The sequence below is a fragment of the Rhizobium sp. A22-96 genome, assembly GCF_053521805.1.
The window spans coordinates 89,562-110,324 of record NZ_JBNWDQ010000004.1 but is presented as its reverse complement, the minus strand read 5'-3'; the positions used below and the strand labels follow the sequence as shown (position 1 = coordinate 110,324).

The 20,763-nt window shown below is 60.5% G+C and carries 15 protein-coding genes; 11 read left to right on the top strand and 4 right to left on the bottom strand.

Translation table 11 applies throughout. From position 1 onward, the window contains the following. Positions 1–53 precede the first annotated feature (53 nt). The 9 genes from leuD to ACQZ6F_RS18780 all read left to right on the top strand — a co-directional run bounded on the left by leuD (position 54) and on the right by ACQZ6F_RS18780 (position 8,807). A complete protein-coding gene (leuD, locus tag ACQZ6F_RS18820; RefSeq protein ID WP_068390293.1) occupies positions 54–662 on the top strand; it encodes a 3-isopropylmalate dehydratase small subunit in 609 nt (202 codons plus the stop codon). A 192-nt stretch (positions 663–854) separates the two neighbouring features. Then, positions 855–1,673, top strand: coding sequence for a sugar phosphate isomerase/epimerase family protein (locus ACQZ6F_RS18815; protein WP_449094052.1), 819 nt, complete (start codon positions 855–857; stop codon positions 1,671–1,673). Between the two features lie 335 nt (positions 1,674–2,008). Next, positions 2,009–3,121 (top strand): 3-isopropylmalate dehydrogenase, encoded by a 1,113-nt coding sequence (gene leuB, locus ACQZ6F_RS18810; protein ID WP_449094053.1) that lies wholly within the window; start codon positions 2,009–2,011, stop codon positions 3,119–3,121. A 196-nt stretch (positions 3,122–3,317) separates the two neighbouring features. Continuing rightward, the gene (lpxE, locus tag ACQZ6F_RS18805; RefSeq protein WP_449094054.1) at positions 3,318–4,061 is read left to right on the top strand and encodes a lipid A 1-phosphatase LpxE; all 744 of its coding nucleotides are present in this window, start codon (positions 3,318–3,320) and stop codon (positions 4,059–4,061) included. 244 nt (positions 4,062–4,305) lie between these two features. Beyond that, a complete protein-coding gene (locus ACQZ6F_RS18800; protein ID WP_246662485.1) occupies positions 4,306–4,575 on the top strand; it encodes an ArsR/SmtB family transcription factor in 270 nt (89 codons plus the stop codon). Positions 4,576–4,728: 153 nt separating this feature from the next. Further along, the gene (locus tag ACQZ6F_RS18795) at positions 4,729–5,478 is read left to right on the top strand and encodes a glucose 1-dehydrogenase (RefSeq protein ID WP_077470436.1); all 750 of its coding nucleotides are present in this window, start codon (positions 4,729–4,731) and stop codon (positions 5,476–5,478) included. Between the two features lie 298 nt (positions 5,479–5,776). Next, entirely contained in the window at positions 5,777–6,286 is a 510-nt protein-coding gene (locus ACQZ6F_RS18790; RefSeq protein ID WP_068390311.1) for a Dps family protein, read from the top strand. A 374-nt stretch (positions 6,287–6,660) separates the two neighbouring features. Continuing rightward, positions 6,661–7,695 carry an aspartate-semialdehyde dehydrogenase gene (locus ACQZ6F_RS18785; RefSeq protein WP_068390314.1) on the top strand — a complete coding sequence of 345 codons (1,035 nt, stop codon included), beginning with the start codon at positions 6,661–6,663 and terminating at the stop codon, positions 7,693–7,695. 290 nt (positions 7,696–7,985) lie between these two features. After that, positions 7,986–8,807 (top strand): lytic murein transglycosylase, encoded by an 822-nt coding sequence (locus ACQZ6F_RS18780; protein WP_077470435.1) that lies wholly within the window; start codon positions 7,986–7,988, stop codon positions 8,805–8,807. Between the two features lie 176 nt (positions 8,808–8,983). Here the strand turns inward: ACQZ6F_RS18780 and ACQZ6F_RS18775 are convergent, their stop codons facing one another. Then, the gene (locus tag ACQZ6F_RS18775; RefSeq protein ID WP_077470434.1) at positions 8,984–9,625 is read right to left on the bottom strand and encodes a carbonic anhydrase; all 642 of its coding nucleotides are present in this window, start codon (positions 9,623–9,625) and stop codon (positions 8,984–8,986) included. 73 nt (positions 9,626–9,698) lie between these two features. Continuing rightward, a complete protein-coding gene (pdxY, locus tag ACQZ6F_RS18770) occupies positions 9,699–10,574 on the bottom strand; it encodes a pyridoxal kinase PdxY (RefSeq protein WP_449094055.1) in 876 nt (291 codons plus the stop codon). A gap of 294 nt (positions 10,575–10,868) precedes the next feature. Here pdxY and ACQZ6F_RS18765 point away from each other — a divergent pair, with 294 nt between their 5' ends. After that, positions 10,869–15,659, top strand: coding sequence for an NAD-glutamate dehydrogenase (locus ACQZ6F_RS18765; RefSeq protein ID WP_449094056.1), 4,791 nt, complete (start codon positions 10,869–10,871; stop codon positions 15,657–15,659). A gap of 49 nt (positions 15,660–15,708) precedes the next feature. Then, on the top strand, positions 15,709–17,097 hold the full coding sequence (locus tag ACQZ6F_RS18760) for an MFS transporter (protein ID WP_449094120.1): 1,389 nt from the start codon (positions 15,709–15,711) through the stop codon (positions 17,095–17,097). A 183-nt stretch (positions 17,098–17,280) separates the two neighbouring features. Here the strand turns inward: ACQZ6F_RS18760 and purH are convergent, their stop codons facing one another. Further along, the gene (gene purH, locus ACQZ6F_RS18755) at positions 17,281–18,897 is read right to left on the bottom strand and encodes a bifunctional phosphoribosylaminoimidazolecarboxamide formyltransferase/IMP cyclohydrolase (protein ID WP_449094057.1); all 1,617 of its coding nucleotides are present in this window, start codon (positions 18,895–18,897) and stop codon (positions 17,281–17,283) included. A gap of 169 nt (positions 18,898–19,066) precedes the next feature. Then, entirely contained in the window at positions 19,067–20,713 is a 1,647-nt protein-coding gene (locus ACQZ6F_RS18750; RefSeq protein ID WP_077470429.1) for a heparinase II/III family protein, read from the bottom strand. Between the last annotated feature and the right edge of the window lie 50 nt (positions 20,714–20,763).

The following is a 20,763-nucleotide window of genomic DNA, read 5'->3' as shown; positions in this document are numbered from 1 at the left end:
TGCTCTATTGGCAGGATAATTCGTGCTTTAGACGAGAATGAAGGCAGGACCCCATGGACAAGTTCGTGAAGTTGACCGGTGTCGCAGCACCCCTCCCGGTCGTCAATGTCGATACCGACATGATCATCCCGAAGGATTATTTGAAGACCATCAAGCGCACCGGTCTCGGCAAGGGCCTGTTTGCTGAAGCCCGCTACCATGAAGATGGTTCGCTGAACCAGGATTTCGTGCTGAACAAGCCGGCCTATCAGAATGCCAAGATCCTCGTCGCCGGCGATAATTTCGGCTGCGGTTCCTCGCGCGAGCACGCGCCTTGGGCGCTCCTCGACTTCGGCATCCGCTGCGTCATATCCACAAGCTTCGCCGACATCTTCTACAATAACTGCTTCAAGAACGGCATCCTGCCGATCAAGGTCAGCCAGGAAGATCTCGACAAGCTGATGGACGACGCCTCGCGCGGCTCCAACGCCATCCTGACGATCGATCTGGAAAACCTCGAAATTACCGGTCCGGACGGCGGTTCGCTCAAGTTCGAACTCGACGAGTTCAAGCGCCATTGCCTGCTGAACGGCCTCGACGATATCGGCCTGACGCTGGAGAAATCCTCCGCGATCGACACTTACGAAAAGTCGAACGCCGCGTCGCGCCCCTGGGCCGCCTGATCGGTTTCATCATAACTGTCACGTTTCAAAGCCGGGCTTAACAGCCCGGCTTTTTGTTTTAAGCATTTGGAAAGGCCCTCCTTTTCCGCGTGTTGTAATATGATCGACAAGAAGGGGGTCCATATAAGCCTGCCGAGGCCATTGCGGCCTCTCCTCCCGTCTTAATTCCTCTCCACGCAATGGAGCCCATCCATGACATCCCTTCCTATTGTCGGCGCCGCCATGACGCTTGACGACGTCGAAACCCATCGCAACTGGCTGCTCGAAAAGCCGCGCGATCTGGAACTGCAGAGCTTCGTCGAAGCCGAAGTTTTGAACGGCGACTGGCAGCCGCTGGCCGAGCGCGCCCGCAAGCTGCTCGATGGCCATCAGGGCCGCCTCGGCATTCACGGCCCGTTCTGGGGCTTCGTCATTGCCTCGCAGGACCCCGATGTCCGTGCCGTCGTCTCCAAGCGCCTGCTGCAGGCGCTCGACGTCTGCGCCAATATCGGCGCCACGCAGATGGTCGTCCATAGCCCCTATACGTCCTGGTCCTACAACAACCTCGACAACAACAAGGGTGAGCGCGAAAAGATCATCGAATACACGCATCTGACACTCAAGGATGCGGTAAAGCGCGCCGAGGACATCGGCCTCACCATGGTCATCGAGAACATCGAGGACAAGGATCCCCATATCCGCGTCGGTCTTGCAAACAGCTTCAACTCGCCCGCCGTCGCCGTGTCGATCGACACCGGCCATGCCCATTATGCCCATGGTTACACAGGCGCTCCGCCGGTCGATTACTATGTCCACGCCGCCGGCAACCGCCTGCAGCATGTCCACCTGCAGGATGCCGATGGCTATGCCGACCGCCACTGGAGCCTCGGCGAAGGCAATATCCACTGGCGCGCCGTCTTCGCCGCCCTCGCCAAGCTCGACAGCAATCCGCGGCTGATCATCGAGATCAAGGACAAGGCGAAGATCCCGGCATCGGCTGCTTATCTGGCCTCGCTCGGGTTGGCTGAGTAACTGATCATTGGGGAGAGCCGGTCGAGGTAATCACCCGCCGTCGTGGTTCGAGACGACCCTTCGGGCCTCCTCACCATGAGGGCTAGTTCTCTCGCCCGGCTAGCAGCTCGCTCCGCCCTCATCCTGAGCTTGTCGAAGGATCAGGGAGGCCCATGATCGAGCAAAAGACCCACCCCTCACCCTGAGGAGGCCCAAAGGGCCGTCTCGAAGGGCGAGGGGTGGTGGGTTATACTCAAAAGCCCGAAAACCGTACCGTTTCGGCCGCTTCCTCGCTTGAAAAGCCGCATTTGCGGGTCTAAAAACCCCGCAACTTTTTCTTTTGCGGAGGCTTCCCCATGACAGTGCGCAATCTCTTCCTTCTGCCGGGTGACGGCATTGGCCCCGAGGCCATGGGCGAAGTTCGCAAGATCATCGCTTACATGAACGAGGCCAAGAATGCCGGTTTCGTCACCGACGAGGGCCTTGTCGGCGGCAGCGCCTATGACGCGCATGGCGCGGCGATCTCCGATGCCGACATGGAAAAGGCAATGGCGGCTGACGCCGTTCTCTTCGGCGCCGTCGGCGGTCCGAAGTGGGATGACGTGCCTTACGAAGTGCGTCCGGAAGCCGGCCTGCTGCGCCTGCGCAAGGATCTCCAGCTGTTTGCAAACCTGCGCCCGGCCATCTGCTACCCGGCACTGGCGTCCGCTTCCTCGCTGAAGCCGGAACTGGTCGACGGCCTTGATATCCTCATCATCCGCGAGCTCACCGGCGGCGTCTATTTCGGTGAGCCGAAGGAAATCATCGATCTCGGCAATGGCCAGAAGCGCGGCATCGACACCCAGATCTATGACACCTACGAGATCGAGCGCATTGCCGGCGTCGCCTTCGAACTGGCACGCACCCGCAACAACCGCGTCTGCTCGATGGAAAAGCGCAACGTCATGAAGTCAGGCGTGCTCTGGAATCAGGTCGTCACCGCGACGCACAAGGAAAAATATTCCGACGTGCAGCTCGAGCACATGCTCGCCGATGCCGGCGGCATGCAGCTCGTGCGCCAGCCGAAGCAGTTCGACGTCATCGTCACCGACAACCTGTTCGGCGACATGCTGTCCGACGTTGCCGCCATGCTGACCGGCTCGCTCGGCATGCTGCCATCGGCTTCGCTCGGCGCCCCCAACGCCAAGACGGGCAAGCGCAAGGCGCTCTATGAGCCGGTACACGGCTCGGCTCCAGATATCGCCGGCAAGGGCATCGCCAACCCGATTGCCATGATCGCCTCCTTCGCCATGTGCCTGCGTTACTCCTTCAACCTGATTGCTGAAGCCGATGCGCTGGAAAAGGCGATTGCCAACGTGCTGGACAGTGGCATCCGCACCGGCGACATCATGTCGGCAGGCAGCCGCCAGGTCGGCACGGCCGAAATGGGCGACGCCATCCTGGCCGAATTCAAGGCTCTCTCGGCATAAATCGCCAGCTATATTTCACGTGAAACACCAACCCCGCTCTGCTCGCGCAGTGCGGGGTTTTTCTTTGACAGCAACGAACAATCCATAGATCCCGACTCGACGAAGCGATGGGCGACGACCTTAAAAATACTGTTACAGGAGCCTGCTAGGAGTTCTTGTCGACTTGATTGGAAGTTAGACGACAGGGACGGTAGATATGCAGGCGATCTTGACGTCTCTTGACAGACGTTGGCGGCGAAGCGATGCGCGGCTTGCGCCATCTCACTGGAAGATCTGTCTTTTCCTGACGGCCAATATCGTTCTTCTCTCCGCCCTGCTGTTCGACTGGCCTGTCGGCGCGACGCTCAAAACCCTGTCGCCCTCCATTCGCTTCTTTGGCGGGGCGCTGACCGATTTCGGCGATTCCGGCTGGATCATCATCATCAGTGCCTTCCTTTTCTTCGAAGGCTGGGCCGGCAGCAGGCTGCTTCACTCACAACGTTGTCGTTGCCAGGCGCTGCGCATCTGCCAGATCGGCGGCTATCTGCTGACGACCATCGTGCTCTCCGGCCTTCTCGCCAACCTGCTGAAACGCGCCATCGGCCGCGCCCGACCCACGCATTTCGCCGATTGGGGTCCCTTCGGCTTCTCGCCCTTCAACGGTCGGGCCAGTTTCGAAAGCTTCCCATCGGGCCATGCCACCACTATCGGAGCCCTCTTCGTCGCCCTTGCATTCCTCTTCCCGCGCTATCGCTACATCTTTGCCGCCTGCGCCCTCTGGCTTGCGATCACGCGCGTCATGATCGGCGCGCATTATCCGAGCGACGTCATGGCCGGTCTTGCACTCGGCGGATGGTTTTCCTTCATGACCGCAATCGTCTACACCCGCTACGGCCTGCTCTTCCGCATCAATGCCGCCGGCTGGCCGACACCGAAATGGCCGCTTTTGAAGAGCAAGTAAGCCTTCGACCAGCGACGATTATCGCGCTTGAGAACTCCCAGCCACGCTACAAAATAAAGCTGCACGATTGACGGGCATGGGAACTCCTTTGGCCGTCGAACGGCAACCTCCCACCACAACCCCGCCGTAAAGGTTGCCAAGCTCATCGGTCATTCATATATCTGGCAGGGTACAGACCGCGAAAAACGGTCAACCCGATTTCGTTTCCACTGCGATGAAAACCATGGATGCCGGCCCGATACGTTTGAGCGAAAGACAGCTGGGATTGATTTCCCGGGCGCTCGCCGAGCCGCGCCGGGTGCAGATCCTGAAAGAAATCGGCAAGCGGACCGAGCCGATGCCCTGCAGCATTCTCAACGAGTGCCACACCGTCAGCGCCGCAACCATATCCCACCATATCAAGGAACTCGAAAACGCCGGTCTCATCGAGATTCAGCGCGAAGGCAAGTTTGCAAATCTCGTGCTGTGCCGCGACGTTCTGAATGCCTACATGGCGGAGCTTTCCAGAATTTGAAAATTTCGTCTTTGCAATTCGCGCCTCCTGCTCTTGTATCAATTAGATGATTATCTAAATATCAAAGTGACAGCAGCGAACGGTTTTCGGGTCGCGCACGTCAAACAGTTTGATGATTATAAAATTGTCTAACAATTATCTGAGGAAGATGACATGAGCAAACTGACAGGCAAGGTCGCAATCGTGACCGGAGCATCCAAGGGCATCGGTGCGGGCATCGCCAAGGCAATGGGCGAGGCAGGTGCTGCCGTCGTGGTCAACTATGCCTCGAGCCGCGAGGGTGCCGACAAGGTGGTTGCGGAAATTACCGCCAAGGGCGGCAAGGCGCTCGCAGTCCACGGCGACGTTTCAAAATCCGAGGACGTCAAGCGGCTCTTCGAAGAAACGAAACAGGCCTTCGGCGGCGTCGACATTCTCGTCAACAATGCCGGCGTCTATCAATTCGCGCCGATAGAAGAGTTCACCGAGGAGGAGTTCCATCGTGAATTCAATATCAACGTGCTGGGCACGCTGCTGACCACGCGCGAAGCCGTCAAGCATTTCGGCCCGGAGGGCGGCAATATCATCAACATCGGCTCTAACGCCGTCAGCATGAACCTGCCGACCGCGTCCGTCTACACCGCGACCAAGGCCGCCGTAAGCTCGATCACCCAGGTCCTCGCAAAGGAACTCGGATCGCGGAATATCCGGGTCAACAACCTGGCACCGGGCGGCGTCGAGACCGAGGGCGTCGTTGCGGCGGGCGTCATTGGCAGCGATTTCGAAAAGCACCTCGTCTCCCAGACGCCGCTTGGCCGCATTGGTCAACCGACGGACATCGCACCGATCGCCGTCTTCCTGGCGTCGCAGGATGCTCACTGGCTGACGGGTGAAACCATCTATGCCGGCGGCGGCCTGAAGTAACTACCCTTCGCGATACCGCCCTCCGACAAGAGGGCGGTTTGCCGGGCGTGACACAACCGCATGCCTGGCCATTATGTTAGCAAGCGATTGCCAAACCAATCCATTTTCCTATTTAGTAACTGTGCTCGGGTTTTCCGCATAGCACCGCAGTCGACCGTGCCGCGCCGCGACATCTCGTCCGCGAAATTTCAAAACAGATCGCGTCTTCAATGCGATCCAACACAACAGCTGATGTCATTGAACTCCCCTAATATCCGCCGGCGATCGCTGTCGTGAAAAACAAACGGAGGACGTTTTTATGAATACCGCCAATACCAAATCGAAACTGGGTACCCGCACCAATCTCAGCGAAGACGCGACACGCGACATTTCCGCGGCGCTGACTGCGCTGCTGGCGGATGTCTTTGCACTCTATCTGAAAACCAAGAATTTCCATTGGCACATGAGCGGGCCGCATTTCCGCGACTATCACCTGCTGCTGGACGAGCAGGGCGATCAGATTTTCGCGATGACCGACCCCATGGCCGAACGCGCCCGCAAGATTGGCGGCACCACGCTGCGGTCGATCGGCCAGATCGCCAAGCTTCAGCGCATTCCGGACAACGACGCCGAATATGTCGACCCGCAGGACATGCTGGCCGAGCTGGCGGATAACAACCTCAAGCTTTCAGCCGAAATCCGCGCCGTTCACGACGTCTGCGACGAATATGGCGATATCGCCACCGCCAGCCTTCTCGAAAACTGGCTGGACGAGACGGAACGCCGCACATGGTTCCTGTTCGAATCCACCCGCAAGTCAAACCGCTAGTCACAGCGACATCCGCTGCCGGGCGCGATTGGCCGGCAGCTGGATGCCATAATCTCGATTTCCTCGCTCCCGCCTCGGCGGAAACGAGGAAATCCTTGACTCCTGTGGAAAACCTCTTAGAACCGGCGACGGAAAAGGAAGACTTCCATGGCTCGCTTCGAACAGATCGAATGCTTCAGTCACCTGGCGGAATGTGCCGGGCCGGACGTCTATTTTCCGGTTTCTTCCAAAACCAAGGCCAAAACGACGACGAAAACCGTCTGACGTCTCTGGCCTGCCGCTCTCTCCCCGGCTCGGTCGGGGACAGGAACCGGTCGTCATGGCCGCGGTTCCCCCCTCGCCAAAGAGGAGAGAAGAGAAAGAGAGCTTGAGAAATGGGTTTCAAAGTAGCAGTAGCGGGCGCGACCGGGAATGTCGGCCGTGAAATGCTCAACATCCTGTCCGAACGCGGCTTTCCGGCCGATGAAGTCGTGGCGCTCGCATCCGCCCGCTCGCAGGGAACCGAGGTTTCCTATGGCGACCGGACGCTGAAGGTTTCCAACCTGGAGAACTACGATTTCTCCAACACCGACATTTGCCTGATGTCGGCCGGCGGAGACGTTTCGAAGAAGTTCTCGCCGAAGATCGGCGCCCAGGGCTGTGTCGTCATCGACAACTCCTCTGCCTGGCGCTACGACGCCGACGTGCCGCTGATCGTGCCGGAAGTCAATCCGGATGCCATCACGCAGTTCACCAAGCGCAACATCATCGCCAACCCGAATTGCTCGACCGCGCAGCTCGTCGTCGCGCTGAAGCCGCTGCATGATTTCGCCAAGATCAAGCGCGTCGTCGTCTCGACCTACCAGTCCGTTTCCGGTGCCGGCAAGGATGGCATGGACGAGCTGTTCAACCAGACCCGCGCCGTCTTCGTCGCCGACCCGATCGAGAACAAGAAGTTCACCAAGCGCATCGCCTTCAACGTCATTCCGCACATCGACGTCTTCATGGAAGACGGCTACACGAAGGAAGAGTGGAAGGTACTGGCTGAAACCAAGAAGATGCTCGACCCGAAGATCAAGGTCACCTGCACCGCTGTTCGCGTGCCGGTTTTCATCGGTCATTCGGAATCGGTCAATATCGAGTTCGAAAACGAGATCACTGCCGATCAGGCCCGCGACATCCTGCGCGAAGCACCGGGCTGCCTTGTCATCGACAAGCATGAAAACGGCGGCTACATCACGCCTTACGAATCCGCCGGCGAGGATGCGACCTACATTTCCCGCATCCGCGAGGATGCGACCGTCGAAAACGGCCTCAACATCTGGGTCGTCTCCGACAATCTGCGCAAGGGTGCGGCGCTGAACGCCATTCAGATCGCCGAACTGCTTGTCAATCGCGGCCTGATCAAGCCGCGCAAGCAGGCTGCATAAGAATTCGTAAACCAATTTACGGTTTATAAATCTTCGCTAGCTAAGCAGGATTGAATGGAAGCCTCGCCATTTCGGATGAAAGGCGGGGCTTTTGCAAATGCATCTGGCGGCAATGTTTCACGGGAAGCGAAAACATTGATCGCTAAAATGTGATAATGACAGGACGGCCGGATGCTGGCATGGTCCAGTGGTGACTAGACAGCGCATAAACCCAGAGATTGGTGGGTTTATGCGTGCTTTAAAAAAACGGTTACCGCGTTCGCAGCGCGGTAAGAATTCGGGGAAATTGAATGCGCATCACAAAGTCTGGAATGGCAGCTCTCGTGGCGGGCGGGTTGCTGCTGGCGATGCCGATGACGGCCAACGCCGCGTCCTGCGGCAACACTTCCGCCGGTTTCGAGAATTGGGTGCAGGAATTCAAGCGCGAAGCGCAGGGGCAGGGCGTCAGCCCGTCCGTCCTCGACCGGGCTTTCGCCAACGTCCATTATAACCAGCCTACCATACGCGCCGATCGCGGCCAGAAGAGCTTCAAGCTTTCCTTCGAGGAATTCATGAAGAAGCGCGGCGGCCAGACGATCATCAATCGCGGCAAGAGCATGAAGCAGGCCAATGCCGCGCTGTTTGCCAAGATCGAGAAGCGTTTTGGCGTGCCCCCAGGCCCGATCATCGCGATCTGGGGCATGGAAACCGGCTTCGGCAGCTATATGGGCGATCAGCACACGCTTTCGGCCGTAGCAACTCTCTCCTATGACTGCCGCCGCTCAGCCTTCTTCACCGAACAGCTCTACTCCGCTCTGAAGCTCGTCGGCGAAGGCTATCTCAGCCCGTCGGCCCGTGGCGCCGCCCATGGCGAAATCGGCCAGACGCAGTTCATGCCGAAAAACGTCGTCGCCTTCGGTGTCGACGAGGATGGCGACGGCAGGGTCGACCTTGTAGGATCGCGCGCGGACGCGCTTGCCTCGACGGCGAACTTCCTGCGTGGCCATGGCTGGCAACCCGGCGCCGGCTATCAGCCGGGTGAGCCGAATTTCTCCGCCATTGCCGGCTGGAACGACGCCAAGGTCTATCAGCAGGCAATCGCCTATATCGGCCAGCAGATCGACGGCAGATAAGCTGGACCAAAACAAAAAAGGCGCTGCGACCATATGGTCTGCGGCGCCTTTTTGTTTGGTCTGCCTTCAGATCTTAGAGTACTTCCAGGAAAAGTGCGCAGCGGTTTTCCGTCCGGAATGCGCAAAGAAACAGGAAGATAGAGCATTTTCGCTATTCGAAGAAAAGCGGAACTGCTCTAAACATCGGGCCGGACGAAATCGCGGGTTTCGGGGTCCATCACCCACAATTCCCCCGTCGAAATATCGAACCATGCGCCATGCAGGTTCAGCTTGCCTTCTTCTTCCCGCGCCTTGATCTCCGGAAAGCTGCGCAGATTGTCGAGCGAATTGCGGATAGAAATGCGCTCCAGCGCCGTCTGCCGCTCGGTCGGCGTCATGATGTCGTTGCTCTGGATCTGCTCGGCAGCCGGCTTCAGCAGGCCCATCCAGCGGCCGATAAAGTCGCCCGGCGACAGCGGTTCGGCATTCGGATCGAGAGCGGCGCGAATACCGCCGCAGCGGCCATGGCCCATGACGACGATATTGGCCACCTTGAGCGACAAGACAGCGAATTCGAGTGCCGCCGAGGTCGAGTGAAAATTCCCATCCGGCTCATAGGGCGGCACCATATTGGCGACGTTGCGGATGACGAAGAGCTCTCCCGGACCGGCATCGAAGATGATCTCCGGTGCCGAGCGGGAGTCACAACAGGCAATCACGAGGGTCGACGGATTCTGGCCGCGCTCGGCGAGCGTGCGATAGCGTTCGCGCTCGTCGACGTAACGCCCACTCATGAAATTGCGATAGCCGTTCAAAAGGGTGTCGGGAAAGCTTTGCATGGATATTGAATTACAGCGCAGTCAGGCAGATGGCAACTATTGCGCTGCAAAAAGCTCCTGTTGCATCACGCTGCTATTTCTTGCGCCGTTGAGCCGGGTGCACGAGGTGCCTGAGCTGCACCATCGCCATCGGCGTCGACAGGCTCGCCGCATCCGCCGCCAGCGTCAGTTCGTCGCTGCCGCGCTTGACGGCGCGCGCCAGCACCTCATAGACGCTCGCCGTCGTCAGCTGCAGCGCCCTTTCCTCGTCGATGCCGGACAGCAGGTGCGACAGGAACAGAGCGGAGAGCAGATCGCCAAGCCCGTTCGGGGCATTCTCGATGCTGCGGTGTTCGGCAAGCAAGGCATTTCGCCCGCTGAGATAGAGGTTGCCGATACCGCCGGACATCATCGGCACCGCCGAGGTCACCAGCATGCGTGACGGCCCGAGCGCAAGCGCCGCTTCCATAATGGCATTGTTGTCGTCGAGCGGCGCACCGGCAAGCCAGGCAAGCTCATAACGGTTAGGGGTCGCCAGTGATGCGAGCGGGATCAGATGATCGCGAATGGCTTCCGCCGTCGCTTCCGGCACATAGAGCCCGCCCGCATCGCCGATAACAGGATCGCAGGCATAAATGAGATCGGGGTTCTTCTCTCGCAGCGCCGCTACCAACTTTGCAACGGAAAGCGCCTGCGCTGCATTGCCGAAATATCCGGAGAGAACCGCCTTCACCTCCGAAAGCCAGGGGGCGGCGATCAGATCGTCGATCGCATGGTCGAAATCCGCCTCGTTGAAGGTCAATCGCGTCGAACGACCATGGCCGGGATGCCAGGGCAGAACCACGGTCGGCAGCGCCCAGACCGGATGCCCGAGCGTTTCCAACGCAAACACCGCGGCGCGATTTCCGACGGAACCTCTGACGACATGACTGGATATGACGATAACGGCGCCGGCCGACATTTGCGACATGATGCTTGCTTTCAGTTCAGGGGCCTCAAACTGCAATGGCGCCGTTGATGATCCCTTTCGCGGCACTCTGTCAACTGCACTTCACATAGTCATGAAACCCTTTGTTGAAAGGCAGAGTCCGCCAACTTCACGCCGGTCTTATGCGCTTCGCGTCGATATCGCAGCTTTCGGCAAGATTTTTGAAAAAACGGGCTCAAATTGGTCCGAAAGCAACCAAATTCGCATTCTTTTTGCCAGTTTTTTCGCTAAACCTTCTGCTACTGTGCTCAAAATTCGAAAATCCGGAGGAATTTCATGGCGCCCAAGACCAATCCGAAACGGGAAAAACAGATCGACGCAGCCCGCAAGATCGCAGCCGCGGCGGGGGGAGCCCATATCGACCCCGAAATCCTGTTCGGCCGGGCAAGCAATGACGACATCGAGCATTACAGCCCGGAAATGCTGGCCCTTGCTGCGGCGCACGCAGCCAGGGAGCTGGCTGCCTGGAGCGGTACCTCTCCGCGCGTCAGCATCGAGCAGTTGGCCGGTATCGAGCCCGATGGCGTTACAGTGTCGATCCTGTCGATCACCGACCACAACATGCCCTTCCTCTACGAATCGATCATGGGCGAGGTCAGCAGCACCTACCGCGACCTCTATATGGCCGTGCACCCGATCCTGGTGATCGAGGAGGGCAAGCAGCCCAGCCTCTATTCCGCCGATCACCCGAGCGATCCTGCCCATCGCGTCAGCCATATCCAGCTTCATTTGTCGCCCCTGACGGCTGCGCAGGCAACGGACCTGATCAAGCGCGTACAGACCGTGCTCGATCAGACGCATCTCACCGTTTCCGACTGGAAGCCGATGCTGGCGCGCCTCGATATCGTCATTTCGGAGCTCTCCACCTATGAGGCGGCGGGACGCCGCAAGAGCGATCGCGACGAGGCGCTGGCCTTCCTCGCCTGGTTGCGGGACGGCAATTTCACGTTCCTCGGCATGCGCGAATATGTCTACTCCGGCAAGGGCACGGACGCCAAGGTCGAGCGTGATCGCGGCACCGGCCTCGGCATCCTCTCCAATCCGGATGTCCGCGTCCTGAGACAGGGCAAGGATGCCGTCACCACGACGCCGGAGATCCTCGCCTTCCTCAATGGGCCGGACTTCCTGATCGTCACCAAGGCCAACGTCAAATCCATCGTTCACCGCCGCGCCTATATGGATTATGTCGGCGTCAAGCGCTTCGACGCTGACGGCAACGTCACGGGCGAGCTGCGCATCGTCGGCCTCTTCACCTCGACAGCCTATACCAGCGCCGCCATCGAAGTGCCGCTGCTGCGCTCGAAGGTGCAGAAGGTCAAGGATCACTTCGGCTTCGACCCCACGAGCCATTCCGGCCGCATGCTCGACAATACGCTGGAATCCTATCCGCGCGACGACCTCTTCCAGATCGACACGACCCTGCTTGCGAGCTTCGCCGAGCAGATCAACGACCTCACCGACCGGCCGCGCGTGCGCGCGCTGCCGCGCATCGACCATTTCGACCGCTTCGTTTCGGTCATCGTCTATGTCCCGCGCGAGGAATATGACTCCGTCGTCCGCGAGAAGATCGGCAACTACCTGAAAACAGTCTATGACGGTCGCGTCTCCGCCTACTACCCGGCCTTCCCGGAAGGCGGCGTGGCGCGCGTGCATTTCATCATCGGCCGCAGCGCCGGCAAGACGCCGCATATTCCGCAGGCGAAGCTCGAAGAGGCGATCCGCGCCATAACAGCCCGCTGGGACGAGCGTTTCGTCATGCTGGCTGGCCCGAAGGCACCGCGCATCTCCGTCAGCCAGGCCTTCCAGGAAGCCTTTACGCCAGAAGACGCCGTTGCCGACCTGCCCGACATCTCGGCTACGGCCGGTGCCGATCCGATCCGCATCGGCTTCTATATCCGCAAGGATGAGACGGGTGACATTCTCTCCCTGAAGATCTTCCACGGCCAAGGCAATCTGGCGTTGTCGCGCCGCGTGCCGCTGCTCGAAAACCTCGGCTTCAACGTCATCAGCGAACGGACCTTCGACATCTATGTCACCGCCAAGGACGGCTCGACCGGCCATGTCGTGCTGCATGACATGGAGTTGGAAGCGCGCGGCGGCCTGACGATCGATCTTGCCCGCCATGGCGCAGCGCTGAAGGAAGCCTTCCTTGCCGCTTTCGGCGGTACGATCGACAATGACGTCTTCAACCGGCTGATCGTCTCGGCCGATCTCTCCGCCCGCGAAACCAACGTGCTGCGTGCCTATTCGCGCTATCTGCGCCAGGCCGGCATCGCCTATTCCCAGGATTACATTGCCGCGACGCTGGACAAATATCCGCGCGTCGCAGCCTCGCTCTTCCGCCTGTTCCACGACACGCTCGATCCGAAGCTTGCCGACAAGAGCCGGACGAAGAAGCTTTCCGAACTGCATGAGGCCATCGAAACCGAGCTTGCCGACGTTCCGAGCCTCGACGACGACCGCATCCTGCGCCGCTACGTCAACGCCATCGACGCGACACTGCGCACCAACTACTTCCAGAAGAACGCCGACGGTACGCCAAAGGCGATGCTGGCCTTCAAGCTCGATCCGAAACTCCTCGACGGCCTGCCCGAGCCGCGGCCCTTCCGCGAAATCTTCGTCTACGGCGTCGAAGTGGAAGGCGTCCACCTGCGCTTCGGCAAGGTGGCCCGTGGCGGCCTGCGCTGGTCGGACCGCGCCGAAGACTATCGCACCGAAGTGCTGGGTCTCGTAAAGGCGCAGCAGGTCAAGAACGCCGTCATCGTGCCCGTGGGCGCCAAGGGCGGTTTCTATCCGAAGAAGCTCCCCGTCGGCGGCACCCGCGACGAGATCTTCAACACCGGCCGCGAAGCCTACAAGACCTATATCCGCACGCTGCTGTCGATCACCGACAATATCTCCGGCGCCGACATCATTCCACCCGCCGACACCGTACGGCTCGATGGCGACGATCCCTATTTCGTCGTCGCCGCCGACAAGGGCACCGCCACCTTCTCCGACACCGCCAATGCGCTGGCGCAGGAAGCCGGCTTCTGGCTGGATGATGCCTTCGCGTCGGGCGGCTCGGCCGGCTACGATCACAAGAAGATGGGCATCACCGCCCGCGGCGCCTGGGAAACCGTCAAGCGCCACTTCCGTGAAATGGACATCGATATCCAGACGACGCCCTTCAATGTCGTCGGCGTCGGTGACATGTCGGGCGACGTCTTCGGCAATGGCATGCTGCTCTCGCCGAAGATCCGCCTGCTCGCCGCCTTCGACCATCGCGACATCTTCATCGATCCCGATCCGGACATGGAAAAGACGCTTGCCGAACGCCAGCGCCTCTTCGACCTGCCGCGCTCCAGCTGGCAGGATTTCGACAAATCCATCCTGTCGAAGGGTGCGATGATCATTTCGCGCTCGGCAAAATCGGTAACCCTGACGCCGGAAGCAGCCGCTGCCATCGGCATCGACAAATCGGTCGCCACACCCTTCGAGATCATGACGGCGATCTTGCGGGCGCCCGTTGACCTCCTCTGGTTTGGCGGCATCGGCACCTATGTCAAGGCGCCATCGGAAACGGATGCGGATGTCGGCGACCGCGCCAACGATCCGATCCGCATCACCGCCGAAGAGGTTCGTGCCAGGGTCATCGGCGAGGGCGCCAATCTCGGCGTCACCCAGAAGGGCCGCATCGCCTATGGCCTCAAGGGCGGTCGCTGCAACTCCGACGCCATCGACAATTCTGCCGGCGTCAACACCTCCGACGTCGAGGTCAACATCAAGATCGCGCTCGCCAATGCCATGCATGACGGCCGCCTGACGCGGGCAAAACGCGATATCCTGCTGGCCTCGATGACCGACGAAGTCGGCACCCTGGTATTGCGGAACAACTATCTGCAATCCCTGGCGATTTCGCTGACGGAGCGCAAGGGTACCGGCAACGGCCTGGAACTCAGCCGCTTCATGAGCGTGCTGGAAACGGCCAAGCAGCTCAGCCGCAAGGTCGAGACGCTGCCTGACGAACAGACTTTCGCCGAGCGTTACGCCAATGGGCGGCCGCTGACCCGCGCCGAAATCGGCGTGCTGCTCTCCTACGCCAAGATCGTCCTCTTCGACGCACTGGTTGCCAGCAACCTGCCTGATGATCCCTATTTCGCCGCGACCCTCAGCCGCTATTTTCCGGTCAAGATGCAGCGCTCCAACGCAGCCGATATCGACAGCCATCGGCTGCGTCGCGAAATCATCGCGACGGCACTTGCCAACGAAGCGATCAATCGCGGCGGTCCGGGCTTTGCCGTCAGCATGATGGACGCGACGGCGGCGTCAGCTGCCGAAGTGGTCAAGGCGGCCGTGGTCGCCCGCGACGGCTTCGATCTCGACCGCCTTTGGAATGAGACGGACGCACTTGACGGCAGCGTTGGCGGCCAGATGCAGAACCGCGTCTATGGCGAGATCACCGAGGTCTATACGGTGCTCACGCGACTGCTCCTGAAGACAGGGGCCGTCAAGGGCGATATCGAGGAAACGGTTAGCCGGCTTCGCGCAGCTCTGAAGAAACTGCGGCCTATCTTCCTGACCCATATCCCGGCGGATTTTGCAGCAGAAATCGCAGCTCGCGAGGCGGAATATCAGGCTGCCGGCCTGCCGGAGAAGCTCGCTTCGGAAATCGCCACGATCTATGCGCTCGTCCTCGTTCCGGAGATCATGCAGATCGCCGAGCGCACCGGCGATACGCTGAACCGCGCAGCCGAAAGCTACTTCACCGTGTCGCAGACCTTCCGCGTCGGTCGCCTGCTGCTTGCCGGCAGCCGGATCGTCACGGGCGACCACTATGAGAGCCTCGCTTTGGCGCGTAGCCTCGACCAGATCGCCGGTGCCCGCCGCGATATCGTCATCTCGGCCCTGTCGAACCATCCGAAGGAAAAGCAGCCGATACAGGCGTGGCATGCAGAGGATCGCATCCGCATCAATCGCATCGCCGAAGAGCTCGGCGGCCTCAGCGAAAGCGGCGATCCCAATCTCGCCCGCATCACCGTTGCCGCCGGCCTGCTCAGCGATCTTGCGAACGGCCGGGCAAGGTGACACAGTCCGCCCCGACCCGGCACACGGGTGAGGGAATCAGGGGCTGGATCTGGTGGCAACCGAAATCGACAACAGCGTGCCGGCAAAAGTGCCGGCACGAGGCATTTGGGGCTGGATGTTCTTCGATTGGGCGGCGCAGCCGTTCTTCACCGTCGTCACCACCTTCATTTTCGGCCCGTATTTCGTCGCGCGGCTGACCGCCGATCCGGTTTCCGCGCAGACGACATGGAGCAATATGGCGACGATCTCCTCGGTGATCATCGCCCTTCTGTCACCGGTCCTCGGCTCGATCGCCGATCAATCCGGCGCTCGCAAACCGTGGATCGCCTTCTTCGCCGCCATCAAGATCGCCAGCCTCTTCTGTCTCTGGGGTGCCGCGCCGGGATCGCCGCTGATCTACCCCGTCATCTTCATGATTCTCGCCTCAATCTCGGCGGAATTTTCGATCGTCTTCAATGATTCGATGATGCCGCGGCTGGTCGGCAAGGACGATGTCGGCAAGCTCTCGAATGCCGCCTGGGGCCTGGGCTATCTCGGCGGCATGATCGTGCTGATCACCGTCGTGGCGCTGCTTGCCGGCAATCCGCAGACCGGCAAGACCATCTTCGGCCTGACACCGCTCTTCGGGCTCGATGCAGCAATTGGCGAGGATGCACGCATCACCGGGCCGATTTCCGCCGTCTGGTACTTTCTCTTCATTCTGCCGATGTTCTTCTTCACGCCCGACGCCGCCCGCGGTCTGCCGCTTCGCGCCGCTGTTCGCTCGGGTCTGCGCGAACTGGCGACGACGCTCGGCGAACTGAAACGCCGGCGCGGCATCAGCCTCTTCCTCGTCGCCCGCATGGTCTATCAGGATGGGGTCAACGGCTTGCTGATCCTCGGCGGCACCTTTGCAGCCGGCATGTTCGGCTGGGCGACGATCGAGATCGGCATCTACGGCATCATCCTCAATGTCATCGCCATTTTCGGCTGCTTTGCCGCAAGCTATGTCGACCGCTGGCTCGGCTCGAAAACGACAGTCGTCATCAGTTTGACTTTGTTGCTTGTCGCCACTTTCGGCATCATCTCGACCGGACCGGGCTTCACGCTCTTCGGCCTCGTTCCGCTCTCCACCGTCAGCACCGGTAGCCTGTTCGGCACGGCGGCGGAGAAGGCCTATATCGGCTATGGCCTGCTGATTGGCATCGCCTTCGGGCCGGTGCAGGCTTCCTCGCGCTCCTATCTCGCCCGCAGCGTCAGCCTGGCCGAGGCCGGCCGCTATTTTGGCATTTACGCGCTCTCGGGCCGCGCCACCAGCTTCATGGCGACGCTGTTCTTCTCGCTGGTGACCTATTGGAGCGGCTCGGCTCGCCTCGGCATGGCAACGCTGGTCATCTTCCTCGCCGGCGGCCTGCTACTTCTGCTACCGACGCCCTATCCAGCCGACAAGGCGAAATAGGGATATCTCTTCAATTAAGCAGGAATATACCATGAGATAAACATGTCTCATGGCGAGATGATCAACCCTCATGGTGAGGAGGCCCTGAGGGCCGTCTCGAACCACGAGGGGTGGATGGTTGGCTACGTGGCCACCCTCGTCCTTCGACGGGCTCAGGATGAGGGTGGAGCACAAGCGCTCGGCTTAGTGGCGGAAGTGACGAATGCCGGTGAAGACCATCGCAACATTGTGCTCGTTCGCGGCATCGATGACTTCCTGATCGCGCATCGAGCCGCCCGGCTGGATGACCGCGGTAGCGCCGGCGGCAATCGCCGACAACAGGCCGTCGGCAAACGGCAGGAAGGCTTCGGAGGCAACGGCGGAACCGCGCGTCAATGGCTCGGCAAGCCCCATGGCCTTGGCGGCTTCTTCCGCCTTGATCGCAGCGATGCGGGCGGAATCGACACGGCTCATCTGTCCGGCGCCGATGCCGGCCGTCTGGCCGTCCTTGGCGTAGACGACCGCATTCGACTTCACATGCTTGGCGACACGGAAGGCGAACTTCATGTCAACAAGCTCCTGTGCCGTCGGCGCACGCTTGGTGACGACCTTGAGATCCATGTCCTCGACCAGGGCATTGTCACGGTTCTGAACGAGCAGGCCGCCGGAAACAGTCTTGGCGGTGAGACCCGGCAGACGAGGATCGGGCAGGGCGCCGACCGAGAGCAGACGAAGGTTGGGCTTGCGGGCGATGATCGCCTTGGCTTCCTCGCTCACCTCTGGTGCGATGATGACCTCGGTGAAGAGCTTGACGATCTCTTCGGCCGTTTCGGCATCGAGCAGGCTGTTGAGAGCAATGATGCCGCCGAAGGCCGAGACGGAATCGCAGGCGAGCGCACGCTTGTAGGCTTCGACGAGACTCGGGCCGGTAGCAACGCCGCAGGGGTTGGCATGCTTGATGATCGCGCAGGCAGGACCATTTTCCGGCAGGAACTCGGCAACGAGTTCATAGGCCGCATCGGTGTCGTTGATGTTGTTGTAGGAGAGCTGCTTGCCCTGGAGCAGCGTCGCGGTGGAAACGCCGGGGCGGTTTTCGCCGGTGACGTAGAAGGCCGCCTTCTGGTGCGGGTTCTCGCCGTAGCGCATTTCCTCGCGCAGCACGCCGCCGATGACGCGGTGACGCGGCGTGGCGATATCGAGCGCTTCGGCAAACCAGTTGGAGATCATCGCATCATAGGCGGCGGTGCGGGCGAAAGCCTTGGCGGCCATGCGTTTGCGGAAATCATAGGTCGTCTGGCCGGCATCGGCGGACAGCTGCGTCAGCAGCTCGGCATAATCGGAGGGATCGGTCAGCGTCGTCACATAGGCATGGTTCTTGGCCGAAGCACGGATCATCGCCGGGCCGCCGATGTCGATATTCTCGACGGTCGTCGGATAATCGCCGCCGGCCTTGCGCACATCCTCGAAGGGATAGAGGTTGATGACGGCAAGATCGATGCCTTCGATGCCGTGTTCCTTCATCGCAGCCTGATGCTCGGCGTCGTCACGGATGGCGAGCAGCCCGCCATGCACCCTCGGATGCAGCGTCTTGACGCGACCGTCCATGATCTCCGGGAAATCTGTCACTTCCGAGACGTCGGTGACGGCAAGACCGGCCGCGGCGATCGCCTTGTGCGTGCCACCGGTCGACAGCAGCCGCACGCCCTGTTCGCTCAGCGCACGCGCCAGCTCGACAATGCCGGTCTTGTCGAAGACCGACAGAAGCGCGGTTTTCACCTTCACCTTGTCGGGAGCAGGAATTTTCTTGGAAACGACGGCCATGGGCTTTCTCCGGTCTGAAGCAATTCCAGGAAAAGTGCGCAGCGGTTTTCCGTGCGGAATTGCAAGATAACAAAAACAGAGCGAAAAACGCTCTGGCATGAGGAGATGTCCGGCGAAAAAAGGCGCGGGACGATAATGCCGCCCCGTTAGCATAGCTGAGGCGGTTAGCCTATGGCCGATAGGATAAAAACCAGCGGATTTCCGGCTTTTCGGTGATCTGAAAAACGATCTCGAGCTGGTCTGAGGAGCGCAAGCCCGAGGGATCGGCAAAAAAGATATCTTCCGCCACCAGCACCTCATTGCCGGGCGAGGAGAACACCCAGGTCTCTCCATCCGGCGCGATCAGTAGCGCGGAGTCGACCTCGGTCTGCAACAGGCTGATGGAGGGGTGGATATGAAAACGCGCCGATGCGATGCCCTCGCCCTTTGGCGCCTGCTTTCTGCCCTCGGGCACGAGGAAGCGGTCGCGACCCGCAAGAATGGTCCCGCTGGCGTTGAGGCTCAGCTCGCGCTCGTGAACATAGCCGAAGGTGGAGAGGTAGCCGTCATGCGCGGCCCGGACATAGTCGCGTCCATCGTCGGTCTCGGCGCGCTCCACAATGATCTTCTTGACACCGCCAACCATGATCGGCCCCAGCGACTTCGACTTGGAGAACTGGCTCGACGAGGTGTCGTTGAGCGTAACCGTCGAATGCGCGGCAGTTGCCCGCGCCGCCTGCGTGTAGCGCTCTCCGGCAAATTCCGGTGCGCCGGAATTGATGATGAAGCGCGTCTTGCCCGATGACATTTCGAAGGAGAGACAGCCCGCATGAGCCGTGCGGCTGAGATCGACGGAGGCCGGGGCGCCGACATCGACGATGACGACGGCCTGGCCGGCAGCCAGCCGATGATACTTCGTGTGCGGCAGCGCCTTGAAGGCCTGCCCGGCCGTCTCGTCGTAGCGCAGGACCGACATCAGCTCATTGGCCAGCGTCGACGTCGCGCCGTTGAACAGCGCCAGATCGCCATCCTGGTGGCGGAAGAAACGCAGCGCCGGATACATGCGGTCAATGCCGGGAATGAGCCGGATCGGCACGTCATGGCCGAGATTGACATAGGTCTGGCGCAGCGGCAGCAGATCGAGCAGCAGTTCCAGCGATACGCGCGGATTGCGGGAGATATGACCGCCATCGGGCAGGATTTGCCGGTCGATCTCCCGATCGAGCGCCTGTCCCGCGCGCTTCAGCGCGAGCGCACTGTTGGGCATGGCAACCGAGGACATGGCAAGCGCGATGCGCACGCGAAACCGCGTCGTGCCATCCCGCGACGTCGAGGCCATCCGCCTGAGATAGCGCACATGGAAGACGAGCATGCGCATGAAGCGGCGGTAAAAGCCGCTATCCGTGCCATGCAGGAGCACGGGCGAATGCGACAGCAGGGCAATCAGGCGCTGCGCGGCAATATCCGGCGACCAGGCGAGGCCATGCAGGCGGCGACCGTGAACGGCAATCCAATCGGTGAGAATGGAGCGTGCCATTGCCGAAGCCTGATCGCTCTTTTCCGCCCGCAAATGCCGCAGCCAGCGGAAATTATGCAATCGTGCGGCAAAGGTCCGCGATGGCAGCTCGAGCGAGAATGGCGATGCGCCCTGCGTTTCCAGCACCCGGCCAGCGAGCAGGATGCGCCCGTTCAAAAGCTCTTCGACAAAAAAAGGATCGACATTGCGCAGGTCTGTCGGCGCCACGATCAGCCGTTCCGGCACACGCATAGTGTGGCGGGTGAGACGCAATCGCGTCAACGCCGCGCGGCGAGACATCCGCCGCCATGCTTCCCGCATGTATGAACTCACGAAACCCTGCCGCAGACCTGCATATTCGCTTCTGCTTA

Excerpts from the sequence above, each read along its gene's own strand:
- ACQZ6F_RS18765 (WP_449094056.1), top strand. The coding sequence starts at position 10,869 with ATGGCGCCCAAGACCAATCCGAAACGGGAAAAACAGATCGACGCAGCC.
- purH (WP_449094057.1), bottom strand. The coding sequence starts at position 18,897 with ATGGCCGTCGTTTCCAAGAAAATTCCTGCTCCCGACAAGGTGAAGGTG.
- ACQZ6F_RS18815 (WP_449094052.1), top strand. The coding sequence starts at position 855 with ATGACATCCCTTCCTATTGTCGGCGCCGCCATGACGCTTGACGACGTC.
- leuB (WP_449094053.1), top strand. The coding sequence starts at position 2,009 with ATGACAGTGCGCAATCTCTTCCTTCTGCCGGGTGACGGCATTGGCCCC.
- pdxY (WP_449094055.1), bottom strand. The coding sequence starts at position 10,574 with ATGTCGCAAATGTCGGCCGGCGCCGTTATCGTCATATCCAGTCATGTC.
- ACQZ6F_RS18775 (WP_077470434.1), bottom strand. The coding sequence starts at position 9,625 with ATGCAAAGCTTTCCCGACACCCTTTTGAACGGCTATCGCAATTTCATG.
- ACQZ6F_RS18795 (WP_077470436.1), top strand. The coding sequence starts at position 4,729 with ATGAGCAAACTGACAGGCAAGGTCGCAATCGTGACCGGAGCATCCAAG.
- lpxE (WP_449094054.1), top strand. The coding sequence starts at position 3,318 with ATGCAGGCGATCTTGACGTCTCTTGACAGACGTTGGCGGCGAAGCGAT.
- leuD (WP_068390293.1), top strand. The coding sequence starts at position 54 with ATGGACAAGTTCGTGAAGTTGACCGGTGTCGCAGCACCCCTCCCGGTC.
- ACQZ6F_RS18750 (WP_077470429.1), bottom strand. The coding sequence starts at position 20,713 with ATGCGGGAAGCATGGCGGCGGATGTCTCGCCGCGCGGCGTTGACGCGA.
- ACQZ6F_RS18785 (WP_068390314.1), top strand. The coding sequence starts at position 6,661 with ATGGGTTTCAAAGTAGCAGTAGCGGGCGCGACCGGGAATGTCGGCCGT.
- ACQZ6F_RS18790 (WP_068390311.1), top strand. The coding sequence starts at position 5,777 with ATGAATACCGCCAATACCAAATCGAAACTGGGTACCCGCACCAATCTC.
- ACQZ6F_RS18780 (WP_077470435.1), top strand. The coding sequence starts at position 7,986 with ATGCGCATCACAAAGTCTGGAATGGCAGCTCTCGTGGCGGGCGGGTTG.